Below are 12,505 nucleotides of genomic sequence, written 5' to 3'. Positions count from 1 at the left end.
TGAACTGAACCAATAAAAACGGACAATGACAAAACACCCCCAGTTGTAGATAATTAATCTATGACTGGGGGTGTTCATATGTCAGGGCAAAGAGGAATAAAACATTTTGGAGAACACATTATTCTCGACGTTCTAAAAATGAAAGAAGAAGGCAAAACGAATCGTGAAATTAGCGAGTTCTATGGATTTAAGGATAAATACGTAATCAAAGAACTAATCCGAAGACACAACCGAAAACAAAAGATGATTGAATCTGGAATTATTCCACGGAAAAAAGGCAGACCGCCTAAAAGCTATGTTACCATACAGGATAAAAGAGATAATGAAATCAAGCGTTTAAAGATGGAAAACGAACTATTACGTTCTTTTCTTCAAATCGTTGGAAGGAAGTGAGGCCATCTGTAAAATACATGGCAATTTATAAAAACCAAGACAGCTATTCTATCTCTGCAATGTGTGACTTTTTTGATGTATCACGCAGTGGGTACTATGATTTTGTTCATCGCATGAATCAACCGAATCGCAATGAACGAATCGTAGCAGAAATTGCGGTATGCCAAGAAATATCAAAAAGAACGTATGGATATCGAAGGGTTCATTTGTGGCTTCAACAGAATAGAAATATATTTATTGATCCGAAAACCGTTCTTCGCTTAATGAGCAAATATAATTTATTATCTCAAATTCGCCGACGTAAAAAATACAAGAGAATGCAGCAACAACTTCATAAATATGAAAATCTACTCAATCGTGATTTTGAAGCAACTGCGCCGAATCAGAAATGGGTTACCGACATTTCATACATCCATACACTCCAAGGAATCCTGTATTTATCAATGATACGCGATGCGTTTGATCGCAGTATTATTGCTTATAAAACAGGAACAGAACAAACTGTAAATTTAGTTCTTGAAACAATTCGAACTGCCATGAAAAAGGAAAAAGTCACTACAGAGCTGCAACTCCATAGTGACCAAGGGTTTCAATACACTTCACAGGGGTATTTTAACCTAACTAAAGAGTATGGTATTACACCGTCCATGTCAAGGCGAGGAAATTGTTATGATAACGCATTAGCTGAAAACTTTTTTAGTATTTTGAAAGCAGAATGCATTTCGAGAATACATCTCAAAACATTTGCAGAGGCTAACGAGGTTATCGATGAGTATATCTATTTTTATAATTTTGAACGCATTCAACTAAAAACAAAACTGACACCGTATGAAAAACGATGCCAGTTTGCGTAATTTAAAGCTATTCTACTTCTGGGCGTTTTATTTTATGTACGTTGTTTCTGGTTCAGTTCACTTACGCAAACGTGGCAATCTTTTTCCCCAAGCAGTTCGCTTTTTATTTTTCCGCGCCGTATTTTTTTGTCAAACGCAATCGCCCGTCCTGATGCGAAACCACCATCGCCGCACCGAGCGAATACGCTGCGGAACTATCCGGCGCACCTTCATCAACGCCGGCATTCCAGGACAAAAAGACAAATTCGCCATTTGGCGCCGCAATAATGCGACCTGTGTATTGTCTCCTTTCCGTACCGCTTAAGACAGGATGCGGCTCCGCCAACGTAAACTCGCCGTCGAGCGACTCGGCTGTCAGATATAAAACACCGGTCTGCGGCAACTCCGGCGCAATCGCTTGCCGGTAGGCTTCGCTATACCATTCTTCCTTTACTGCGAACAACATATACCATTTTCCTTGATGCCAATGCAGCGACGGGACTTCCATGTCGGTAAACAAGCCCGGCGAAGCCGCCGGCGGCAACGTCTCCCAGTGAAATAAATCTTTCGAGCGGGCGCGTCCGATGCAGCCGCGCGCCTTCGGATCGCTGCGCTGCCGATCCCTTGCCGTAAAAAATGCATAATACCACTCACTCGTTTCATCCTTGACGACAAACGGGTCACGCCAGCCTTCATGTTTATTGTGCGCCTCCGTTACGCTTTCATAATAACGATAGTCCGCAGTCAAAACCGGATTAGCGACGTATTTTTCCCAGCTCAGCAAGTCATCCGATAGCGCAAGGCCAATGCGCTGCGTGTGTCCGATATATCCGTCGTCGGCAACATCTTCCTGGCAGCGCGCCGTATAGAACATATAGTAACGTCCGTCTTTTTTTATTGTGCAGCCGGTCCAAAGCGACACGCTGTCCCACTGCGCCGGCTCGTCGGCTGCCTGCAGCGCGCAGTCTTTTTCCGTCCAATTGCATAAATCGCGCGATACCGCATGTCCGATGCTGGAACGGCGATGCCGTTGACGCGGCGTAAGCGATGCGTCAGCCTGCAAATAAAACAGATGATAGTCGTCCTGTTCACGATACAGCCAAAAATCCCAAAGATATTGTCCCTTAGGCCGATAGATTGCGTTCATTTTCCGTCTCCTTTTCCGCGTTTGCATCTTTAAAGCCGAGCAGACAAACGCTGGCAAACGCGCCGCCAAACGCCAACGCCATACCGATCAAATAATGCAGTGCGCTGGCCGGCTGCACAATCGACAAACCAGGAATCCCGGTCAGACCAACCGCCGTCATGCCAACCTTCATAAACACGACATATGCGCCGCCAAGCGCGCCGCCAATGGCCGCCGCAATAAAAGGTCGTCCCAGACGTAAATTGACGCCGAAAATGGCCGCTTCAGTAATGCCGAGTAAGCAGGAGGTTGCCGCCGGAATGGCAATCGCTTTTATTTTCTCGTCGCGGGTCTTAAAATAAACCGCCAGTGCCGCACCGCCTTGCGCAACATTGGCCATCGACCAAATCGGCAAGAGAAAATTGCGTCCGACATTTTTTATCAATTCCGCTTCAAAGGCATGAAAACTGTGATGCACGCCGGTGATGACAATGGTCGAATACAAACCGCCAAAAAGCAATCCGGCCAACAATCCTGCCTGATCATACACCAACGCCAGCGTTGTGGAAATGCCGTTGCCGAGAAAGCGGCCTGCCGGGCCAATCGCCGCCAGCGTAATCAAACCTGTCAGCACAATCGTGGTGAACGGCGTTACGATAATATCGAGCGCATTCGGCACGAAACGCCGCACGGTTCGCTCTACGCCGCCCATCACCCAGACCGCGAACAATACCGGCAACACGGTTCCCTGATAACCGACCATGCCGATGCTGACGCCGAACACTTCGATCGTTTTTTCAATGCCGCCACCCAACGTCCAGGCATTTTGCAGCGCCGGATGAATCATAATGCCGCCCAGCGCAGCCGCCAAAAACGGATTGGCGTCAAACTCTTTGGCCGCGCTGAAGGCGACCAGCACCGGCAAAAAGACAAAAGCCGTATTGGCAAACATGTCCATCACCATAAACAAGCCGCTGTCGCCATTTACCCATTGAAAGGTTTTAGCCATGCCAAGCGTCCCCATCATCAAACCGCTGGCAACGATAGCAGGGATAATCGGCACAAACACATTCGACATCGTCCGCGCCAAACGCTGCAGCGGGTTCAACTTTTTCATCGCCGCCCGCTTTACCTCACTCGTCGTCGCAGCCTGAATCTCCCCTTCGCTTGTCATATGACGGTAGACCTTATTTACCACCCCGCTGCCCAAGATAATTTGAAACTGGCCGTCAGTAGTAAAACAACCTTTCACATCGTCGAGATTTTCAATTGCAGCAACGTTCACCAACGTCATATCCTTCACCACTAAACGCAGCCGGGTGGCGCAGTGCGCTGCGCTTTCCAGATTATCACGCCCGCCCAAATGCGCCAACACTGCCTGGGCAATTTTCATCGGTTCCATGTTTATCCGCCTCGCCTTCTTTTTCTTTACACTTGTGCTATAAAAAAAGACCCAAAAACAAAGACGCTGCGCCTTTGTTTTTGGGTCTTGCCTGTTTCCAGTAACAATCCCGCCTATGCGATTTCCTTGTCTGCATAAGATCTCTTTTCTATCTGTCAAAACTCTTCCTTCGCCTGGCAAATACGTCTGAGATGCAAGGCAATGTAAGCCGCTTCGGCTTCCGACATTTCGTAGGCATAGTCGGAGCGAATGTGTGCGGCAATTTTTTGCGCACAAGCAAACTCCGCTACATATTTGCTGCGAATCATCAGCAGCAGTTCTTCTTCCATTTGATGCAAACTTTCTCCGCCAACGAGACGCTGCAAGGCAAAACGTAAGTGCGTCAATAAACGCTGATAGGAAATACTGCCTGCCGTTAAGCGCAAATTGAACTCCATTTCGATGATTTCGAGCACTTCCTTGATCATTGACGTAACATTTAACGTCGCAGCCATATCGCTGTGCTGCATCTTAGCCGTATGAATGTGCAAGGCCAAGTATCCGGCCTCGTCTTCCGGCATCACGACCTGCAAACATGTTTCGATATGCGCAAGCGCCCAACAACCAATCGCGTATTCCTGCGGATAGAGCAAGCGAATTTCCGGCAGCAGCCGGTTTTGAATCTGCAGGCCGTTTTTCTGTCGTTCAATGGCAAACGCCAGATGATCGGCGAGCGCAATATGAATATGTCCATTTAACGACGTTTTTAATTCCCTTTCCGCCTGGCTGATAATGTCTTCCGCCGTCTGTATATGCTCTTCAGGAATTTGCTTAACCAGTCTTTCAAACGCGCTGCTTTCCTGATTAGCCAAGACAAAGGTTTTTTCAATCCCCGTCTTATCCACCGGGTCGTTGTGTTTCTTTTGAAACCCCAGCGCTTTGCCCATCACAATCTTTTCCTGACCGTCTTCCTGGACGATGACCACATTGTTGTTTAGTACTTTATGGATCTTCATCGTAGGAGAAATCCTCCTCCCTCTTTTGCTGCATTGTACGGTCGGCAATAAAAAAGCCTACGCACAACAAGGACAATACCGTTCCTTGTCGCACCTAGGTCTTGCCCGCTATGCGGTAACAATCCTGCTTATTGATTTCAGCTTCATTTTATAAAGGAGGGGGCAAATTGTCAATCTATTTCTTTTCGTCTTTCCGCTCGGTTTCACAACAAGCGTTACCGTTCTAATTTTCACAGCGTCAAATCCGACTGCCGAAGACCTAAACTTTGTTCCACTACTTTATCAAGTTCCGAATCGTCCACCATTATAATATCTGCTTCCTCTTTTAACATCGCCAAAAGACAAACTGCGCCAAAGCATATTGCTCTGACGCAGTTATTCGTGTTTGTATTATACTCTAAACTTGCCAACCGCCACTTGCAATTCTTCGGCCATCCTGGCCAGCGCCAGACTGGACGTTGCAATTTCCGACATCGTCGCAGACTGCTGCTGCGTCGCGGCAGACACGGTCTCGGTTTGTGCGGCCGTATCCTTGCTGATCGCCTCGATGTCATGCACGGAAGCAACGATCTGCTGACTGCCGGAAGCCATATGCTGAATCTCGTCTGAAATGCTTCTGATTTGCACTGAGACTTCGCCGACCAACGTCACGATATCGCTAAACGCCTGTCCGGCGCTGTTAAAGACATCCGTTCCCGCTTTAACCTCGCGTGAGCCTTCCTCCATCGCGACGACCGCCTTATCGGTGTCGGTCTGAATCTCACCGATCAAATCGGCGATTTGCTTGGCCGCTTCCTGCGATTGCTCGGCCAGTTTGCGCACCTCTTCCGCGACGACCGCAAAACCGCGTCCCTGCTCGCCCGCGCGCGCCGCTTCGATCGCGGCGTTCAACGCCAACAGATTCGTCTGTCCGGAAATGCCGGCGATTGTATCGACAATCTGGCCGATTTCTTTTGAACGCTCACCCAGTTTCGTGACAACCTGTCCTGAGCTGGAAACCGTTTTTTCAATCAGCTCCATCTGACGCATCGCGGCGGTTACCGCGCTGTTGCCCTGCGTCGCAGCAGCCGAGGTCTTATCGGCCACGCCGGAAACGACATTGGCATTGGCCGCAACTTGCTCGATGCTCGCCGACATTTGTTCAACAACGATCGCCGTACTGTCGACCGCTTTCGATTGTTTTTCCGCACCATGCGCGACTTCGCCGACAGCCTCCGCCACCTGATGCGTCGCCTGCGCCGACTGTTCGGCGCTGGCTGTCAGTTCTTCGCTCGAGGCACTGACGCTCTCCGCCTGCGCCTGCACCTGCTCGACCATTTGCCGCAGGTTCAGACGCATCGCCTGGAACCCTTGCGCAAGTTGGCCGATTTCGTCCTCGGACTGCACCTGAACGCCTCGGATGCTCAGATCGCCGTCCGCTAACGCGATGCATTCATCGCGCATCAACTGTATCGGTTTGGCAAAACTCTTGCTGATATAGATAATGAAGAACACCGCGATCGCGATGAACAGCGCCGAAATCAGCAGTAGCGTATTCGCGAGTTTTTGCGTCGCCTGCGTCACCTCAGACTCCGGCGCCGATACGACCGTGATCCACTTTTGGCTGCCCGGTAGCTGCAGCGGGGCAAAGACGCCGACATGCTTGACGCCGTCGAGATTCGTATATTGACCGATCACCTGCTTATCCGCCTTGGCGGCTTCAAAGAGCGCGGTGAGGTTTTGATCGACTTCGCTTACTTTCGTCTTCAGTTCGGGATCGATCTGTTTTTGCGCGACATTCAAGCGGCCGTTCAATTCCGGCTGTCTGCCGTGCGCCACGATTGTGCCGGAACTGTGGATGATCGTGACAAAACCGCTCTCTTTGAAGCGGCTCTCTTTGATCAATTCCGAGATCCGCTCGAGCGAGACATTGCCGGTAATGATGCCGACCAGTCTTCCGTTTTCCAGCACCGGCAACGCGATGATGATCGCCTGTTTGCCGTTAGCCCTGGCCAGAATCGGGTCCGAGATGTATGTCTTCTTCGTGCTGACCACCTGCTTCACATATTCACGATCCGCCACGTTGGTCGTGCTTCCGTCATAGCGAACGCCGCTGCCGTTTGGCTGCAGAAAGTTGATATTGTCAAAGTCACCGGTTCGTTTATGCGTTTCCGCCAGCAGCCTGACAATTTTCGCCGTATCGGCATTCTCATGGATCGTCCAATTGCTGGCCAGATCTTCCAGCTCTACGACCCGGTCATCAACAATCGCGCGAATTTGATTCGAATAATCTGCGTTGATCGACAGCGCCGTTTCATTGGAACTTTTCGTCAATGCTTGCGTTGAAAAATAATAACTTACGCCGGAAAGAACCAAAAAAGAAAAAACGAAAAACGGCAGCAACATCATTAACAAGCGCGTGCGTACTTTGGTAATCCTCACCATATACCCCTCCCATTCATACTGTATTATTATACATCCTTCCTATCTTTTTTCAAATAATCGACCTTTTTTTGGACCAATCTCACCCTTTTCTCCAAACATACGAAAACCACCTGCCACTTAACATTTTTTTAACAAAAAGCTCCTACCTTAGAACGGCAAGAGCTTTTCAACGCTTTTTATTCTATGCTGGCATGCATTTTAGGAAAGCGAATTTCAAAGACTGCACCTTCGCCCAAGCGGCTACGGCAGTTTACTGTGCCTTTAAAGATTTGCCTAACGATATTATACAAAATATGCAAACCCAACCCGGTGTTTCCGCCGCTGCGGTTGCTGGTAAAAAAGGGATCAAATATTTTCGATAACGCATCCGGCGCAATCCCTTTTCCGTCATCCTGATACAACAAAACAAACTCATTGCCTTCTTCCGCGAATGAAATTTTGATCGTTCCTGAAACACCGTCTTCGTAGCCGTGAATCAAACTGTTCATCAGCAAATTCATCATTACTTGGGCAAACGGTCCTGGATAACTATCAATCACAATTTCGTCCCGGCAATCAATCTGAATTTGGTGCTTCGTCTTTTTCAGTCTCGAATGCAAACTACGCAGGATGTCTTCCAGATAATCCTTGACATTGAAACTTCGCTGCTGTTCGCTGATCTGATCGACCGATACCTGCTTGAAGCTTTGCACTAGGCTTGCCGTGCGATTTAAATTTCCCAGTAATATTTGTGCCGCTTCCTGACAGTCCTGAAAATAATCCGTCAGTTCCTGGCGTCGCAATACGCCCTGCGCCATTTTCTCCGCCGCGCGTTGCGTGATTTCCGTCAAATGCGAAGCCAGCGTGACGCCAAGGCCTACCGGCGTGTTTATTTCATGCGCCACTCCGGCAACCATGCTGCCTAGTGCCGCCATTTTTTCCGCTTCCACCAGTTGGTTGTGCATTTTCGTCAGCTGCGTGAATGCATTTTGCAGCTCTTCGTTTATCGCGCGCAATTCTTCGTTCGCCGCCATTAATTCCTGCGTGCGGCTTTCCACTTTCTCTTCCAGTTGGTCATGCGCCCTGCGCAATTCATCCATCGAGCGCTTGCGTTCCGTGATATCGCGCGCGACGATCACTACATAATAGAGCGCGGCAAAGACAACGATGCGAAAACTGATCTCTACCGGCATAACTGCACCGTCGCCGCGTTTCAACTCGGTCACCAGCATGATCTTCTCTTCCGTTTCCGTAGCCTGTCCGCTTAATTTTTCGATCAGCGGTTCCAGCAAGCCCGGAAAAAACAAATCATAGATCGAAGTTTTTTTTAGTGCTTCCTCTTCATAGCCAAGCTGACTGCGCGCCGAAGCGCTGACGTCGATCAAAGCGCCGTCAGCCGCCCGCGCCAGAAAAATATAATCGTTGCAATGGTCGAGCAGCGTCTTAAAACGCTCCAGTTCATCGAGGCGCTCCTGCAGTTCCGGATAATAACTCTTGCGCATCGACACGTCGCCCAAGCCGATCAGTTTTTCGCGCAATTCCGCGCTGTTTTCTTTCGCATCAGAATGCCTGTTCATACACTTCTTCCACCTCGCGCCGGGTCAGCACCCGCGGATTCGTTGCCATACAGACATCTTGCACCGCATATCCCGCCAGACTGGGAACCTGCTCCCGTGTCATCCCCAGTTCGCGCAACGTGCGGGACAAGCCAACCGATCTGCGAAAACGCGCCAGTTCATGCACCAGCGCATGCCGCTGTTCCTCCTGCGACAAGTTCCTCAGGTTCAGCCCCATCGCTTCGCCGATCACATTATAACGCTCCGGACAGGCCGAAAAATTCATCGCCACGACATGTTCGAGCAGGATCGCATTGCACTCGCCATGAGGCAGGTCGAGCAAACCGCCCAGACTATGCGCCAGCGCATGCACTGCGCCTAAGATCGCGTTGGAAAAAGCCAGCCCGGCTTCCATGCTGGCCAGCATCACCTGCGCGCGGTAGTTCACTTCCTGCGGCTGTGCGATCGCCAGCGGCAGATAGGTATGAATCAGGCGGATCGCCTCCAGTGCGTGCAGATCGGCCAGCGGCCAATGAACGTTCGAGACATAGGCTTCGATCGCATGCACCAGCGCATCGACGCCGGTACAGGCCGCCAGATAGTCCGGCATCGTCAGCAAGGTGTTCGGATCGATCAAGGCGATATCCGGCACGATCGTCTTACTGACGATCGCCATCTTTACGTGACGCTCTGAATCGGTAATGATCGCAAACTGCGATACATCGGCTGAACTTCCCGCCGTCGTCGGAACGCAAAGCAAAGGCGGCATCGGATGCGCCACCTTGTCCACTCCCTCGAACTCGCGGATATCGCCGCCATTGCTGGCAACGATGCCGATCGCCTTCGCGCAGTCCATCGGGCTGCCGCCGCCGACCGCCAACAATGCATTGCAGCGCTGCGCGTGGTAAAACTGCGCTCCGGCCATGACCTGATGATCGCGCGGGTTCGCGCTGATCTCGGCAAAAACTTCATAAGACAGCCCCGCCTCCGTCAGACTGTCTGTGACGCGTTTCGTCCAGCCTGCCGCGATGACGCCGCTGTCACTGACGACCATGACCTTTCGTGCGCCGAGATTGACGGCATACCGTCCCGCCAAGTCGATCGCGCCTAAACCGAATATGATTTCAGGGGCAACAAACTTTTTCAGTTCCCATTGTTTCTCCATTTCTTTACCCCCTTTACTAGCCGCATAGTATTAGCACTTACTTCGCCATCATCGCATAAAATCCCTTGCCTTTTTCTGCCAAAAAGAGCCTTGCAAAATTTTCATTTTCGCATGGCTCTTCGTCGACCGTTCTCGGCCTTTTTTCAGTTTTCCCTGCGCGCGTCAAAAGCCTCTACTTGGCGGCAGCAGCCGCTTCTTCGATGCTGACGCGTTCCTCCAGGTTCAAGATGTTCTGCGGATTCAAGATGATGATGATCCGCTCATCCATTTTCCCGATTCCTTCAATATACTTCGCACTGATTCCGCTGACAAACGTCGGCGCCGCCTGTATGTCCTCCTCTTCCAGCTTCATGATGTCCGTGACCTCATCGGCGATGCAGCAGGCATTCGACTCGCCGATGTTGAGCATGATGAACTTGCTCTCTTCATCCATTTCGCGCGGCACAAGACCGAATTTATGCCGCAGGTTCAATACGTAATTGATGCTGTTTCGCACATTGATGATCCCTTCGATCACTTTCGACGTGCCCGGCATCGTCTTGATCGTGAATTTTTTGGCGCGCAGAATTCCGTTGACTGCCGAAACGTCAAAGCCGTATTCTTCTTCGTTTATCGAGAAAACGACAAATTGCTTGCTCACCAATTTCGCCTCCTTTCAGCCGAATCGGCTCATCAGCCGCCTTTATTTGCCATTTCGCTCAGCAACTCGCTCAGACTACTGATTTCCTGGATGCTCGCCGTCACCTGCTCGATCGCCGCGGCCTGCTGATGAATCGTCGTCGTCGTCTCGCCGCCCATCCTGACGGTTTTCTCGACCGATTCCTTGATGATCGTCGTCAGATCCTTGATCTTGCTGACCGTCTGTTTGGAGTCCGCCGAAAGATTCCTGATCTCCTGCGCCACAACGCCGAAGCCAAGACCGGCTTCGCCCGCCCGCGCCGCTTCGATCGCCGCGTTCAAGCCAAGCAGACGCGTTTCATCCGCGATATCCTTGATAAAATCCATGACCTCATCGATCTTGCCGGTGACCACATTCACATTCTTGATCTCTTCATTCAGATTCGCCTGGTTGTCGCTCACCGTCGAAGCCGAAGCCGCCAATTCCTCCATCGTAGCCGAAATCTGATGCGCTCCGTCACTAAGCGTATTGACGACGCTTTTCAGTTTCATCTGCCGATACGCGGCGCCGGAAAGACTGTTCGCCACGATGAAGAGCACATTCGCCGCCGCTTCAATGCTTTCGCGCGTCAAAATGCGCGCTTCTTTCGAAGCTTCGACATATTCGTCTTCATTTACGCCGATTTCCTTGGCAATTTGCCGGTATTTCCCTTCCACCGGCGGCCCGGTCAAGACCTGCCCGCCCAGGATCGTACCGATCAATCGTCCTTCCAGCATGATCGGCGCAGCAAAATCGATCAAGCCGGCATGGCATTCGGCAACAACCGGTTTGCCGGTTCTTGCCGCTTCTTCGCCGCATTTGCGATGCGATTCCGCGCAGCGCCTGTCGCCGGTTTCCGTCGCATGGGTATAATCCATGCAAAACCGGATATAACGGCTGGGCTTAGTTACAGGATTCCCCTCCGGATCGACCGTGACGCTCGCCAAACCAACACCGGTGGCGAAGTCATCCTGAAATTTCTGCAGAAATTCAATGTCGATTACGTCTTCCAGTCTGACGTTATTGAGATCCAGGTCGCCGTCCACTCTTTTCTTATCACCGATTGCCATCAGAATCCCTCCTTGCATTTTAATGTTGCCACGAGGAAGAGATACGAGGTCTTCGCTGCTTCATTGCTCTTAGTATTCGACAATAAAATACAAGTACCTGCAAATATTTGTAATTTTTTTACAAGTATTTGCAGGTGCTTTCAGGCATTTATTTTTTCTTTATTTGTCATTAATAAAGCCTTGTCGTTTAATGCTGCCATACACTTCAGGAAAATAAACCTGCTTGTATGTGCCGGCAATTTGCTGGCTCCAATTACTGACTTTATCGCCGCGTATGCTATAATACTGTTCCATCGTGACGTCATATTCGTCAATAGCGTCACGCATCGCAGCGGCGTCATACGTTTCCTGATGCACGAGCGCCGCGACCGGCATTCTTGGTTTTTGCGCCGACGCGTCAGCCGGGTAGCCGACAACCAGTCCAACCAACGGATACGTGTATGGCGGCAGCTCGAGTAATTCAATCATTTCATTTGGCTTGCGCCGCACCGCGCCGATCGGTACAATGCCCAGGCCCATAGATTCAGCTGCAATGATCGCCGCGCCCATTGCAAGTCCCGCATCAAACGTTCCCACCAATGCGCCTTCCACGCTTTCATGGATAATTTCCGGCAAGCCATTTTTTTCGCCTGCCAAATGCGCCTTGTAATAATCGGCGACAAAAATCAGGAAGACCGGAGCCTGCGCAATCCAGGCCTGATCCCCGGCCAGATGCGCCATCGCTTCTTTTTTCGCTTTGTCTTTTACCACGATGATCGAAAGTTGCTGCCCGTTGATCGATGTCGGCATCGCTCTAGCCGCCGCTAAAATTTCCTGCAGCATCTCATCCGGCACTTCGCGCTCTAAATAATTGCGAATCGAACGGTGATTTTTTATCGTTTCAATTGTCGTATTCATCAAAAGT

At 50.4% G+C, this 12,505-nt stretch carries 11 protein-coding genes; 2 read left to right on the top strand and 9 right to left on the bottom strand.

Features of this window, described 5'->3' with window-relative positions:
• Window positions 1-78: 78 nt before the first annotated feature.
• Entirely contained in the window at window positions 79-393 is a 315-nt protein-coding gene (locus QTL79_RS06420; RefSeq protein WP_346353978.1) for a hypothetical protein, read from the top strand.
• A 17-nt stretch (window positions 394-410) separates the two neighbouring features.
• Window positions 411-1,247, top strand: a complete 837-nt coding sequence (locus tag QTL79_RS06415; RefSeq protein ID WP_346353979.1) for an IS3 family transposase — start codon at window positions 411-413, stop codon at window positions 1,245-1,247.
• 103 nt (window positions 1,248-1,350) lie between these two features.
• Here the strand turns inward: QTL79_RS06415 and QTL79_RS06410 are convergent, their stop codons facing one another.
• The 9 genes from QTL79_RS06410 to QTL79_RS06370 all read right to left on the bottom strand — a co-directional run bounded on the left by QTL79_RS06410 (window position 1,351) and on the right by QTL79_RS06370 (window position 12,498).
• Window positions 1,351-2,373: a glycoside hydrolase family protein gene (locus QTL79_RS06410; RefSeq protein ID WP_346354138.1), complete on the bottom strand. Its 1,023-nt coding sequence runs from the start codon at window positions 2,371-2,373 to the stop codon at window positions 1,351-1,353.
• On the bottom strand, window positions 2,351-3,754 hold the full coding sequence (locus tag QTL79_RS06405) for a sucrose-specific PTS transporter subunit IIBC (RefSeq protein ID WP_346354137.1): 1,404 nt from the start codon (window positions 3,752-3,754) through the stop codon (window positions 2,351-2,353). The genes QTL79_RS06410 and QTL79_RS06405 overlap by 23 nt, the downstream gene beginning before the upstream one ends.
• Before the next feature lie 155 nt (window positions 3,755-3,909).
• Entirely contained in the window at window positions 3,910-4,749 is an 840-nt protein-coding gene (gene licT, locus QTL79_RS06400; protein ID WP_346354136.1) for a BglG family transcription antiterminator LicT, read from the bottom strand.
• Between the two features lie 390 nt (window positions 4,750-5,139).
• Entirely contained in the window at window positions 5,140-7,173 is a 2,034-nt protein-coding gene (locus tag QTL79_RS06395) for a methyl-accepting chemotaxis protein (protein ID WP_346354135.1), read from the bottom strand.
• A 176-nt stretch (window positions 7,174-7,349) separates the two neighbouring features.
• Window positions 7,350-8,729, bottom strand: coding sequence for a PAS domain-containing sensor histidine kinase (locus QTL79_RS06390; RefSeq protein ID WP_346354134.1), 1,380 nt, complete (start codon window positions 8,727-8,729; stop codon window positions 7,350-7,352).
• Complete coding sequence (ercA, locus tag QTL79_RS06385; RefSeq protein ID WP_346354133.1) at window positions 8,713-9,873, bottom strand: alcohol dehydrogenase-like regulatory protein ErcA; 1,161 nt, start codon at window positions 9,871-9,873, stop codon at window positions 8,713-8,715. Before ercA ends, QTL79_RS06390 begins: the two co-directional genes overlap by 17 nt.
• Before the next feature lie 172 nt (window positions 9,874-10,045).
• Window positions 10,046-10,513: a chemotaxis protein CheW gene (locus tag QTL79_RS06380; protein WP_346354132.1), complete on the bottom strand. Its 468-nt coding sequence runs from the start codon at window positions 10,511-10,513 to the stop codon at window positions 10,046-10,048.
• Window positions 10,514-10,545: 32 nt separating this feature from the next.
• A complete protein-coding gene (locus tag QTL79_RS06375) occupies window positions 10,546-11,601 on the bottom strand; it encodes a PocR ligand-binding domain-containing protein (RefSeq protein WP_346354131.1) in 1,056 nt (351 codons plus the stop codon).
• A gap of 159 nt (window positions 11,602-11,760) precedes the next feature.
• Complete coding sequence (locus QTL79_RS06370) at window positions 11,761-12,498, bottom strand: NADPH-dependent oxidoreductase (RefSeq protein WP_346354130.1); 738 nt, start codon at window positions 12,496-12,498, stop codon at window positions 11,761-11,763.
• Window positions 12,499-12,505: the final 7 nt, after the last annotated feature.

Origin of the sequence: Azotosporobacter soli (genome assembly GCF_030542965.1) — a bacterium.
Lineage (GTDB): Bacteria > Bacillota > Negativicutes > SG130 > SG130 > Azotosporobacter > Azotosporobacter soli.
Note: the sequence above shows the minus strand (reverse complement) of the source record. Positions and strands in the feature narration are given on the sequence as shown.

Bases quoted from the DNA above. Each gene is read 5' to 3' on its own strand.
- QTL79_RS06420 (WP_346353978.1), top strand. From the start codon at position 79: ATGTCAGGGCAAAGAGGAATAAAACATTTTGGAGAACACATTATTCTC.
- QTL79_RS06415 (WP_346353979.1), top strand. From the start codon at position 411: ATGGCAATTTATAAAAACCAAGACAGCTATTCTATCTCTGCAATGTGT.
- QTL79_RS06410 (WP_346354138.1), bottom strand. From the start codon at position 2,373: ATGAACGCAATCTATCGGCCTAAGGGACAATATCTTTGGGATTTTTGG.
- QTL79_RS06405 (WP_346354137.1), bottom strand. From the start codon at position 3,754: ATGGAACCGATGAAAATTGCCCAGGCAGTGTTGGCGCATTTGGGCGGG.
- licT (WP_346354136.1), bottom strand. From the start codon at position 4,749: ATGAAGATCCATAAAGTACTAAACAACAATGTGGTCATCGTCCAGGAA.
- QTL79_RS06395 (WP_346354135.1), bottom strand. From the start codon at position 7,173: ATGGTGAGGATTACCAAAGTACGCACGCGCTTGTTAATGATGTTGCTG.
- QTL79_RS06390 (WP_346354134.1), bottom strand. From the start codon at position 8,729: ATGAACAGGCATTCTGATGCGAAAGAAAACAGCGCGGAATTGCGCGAA.
- ercA (WP_346354133.1), bottom strand. From the start codon at position 9,873: ATGGAGAAACAATGGGAACTGAAAAAGTTTGTTGCCCCTGAAATCATA.
- QTL79_RS06375 (WP_346354131.1), bottom strand. From the start codon at position 11,601: ATGGCAATCGGTGATAAGAAAAGAGTGGACGGCGACCTGGATCTCAAT.
- QTL79_RS06370 (WP_346354130.1), bottom strand. From the start codon at position 12,498: ATGAATACGACAATTGAAACGATAAAAAATCACCGTTCGATTCGCAAT.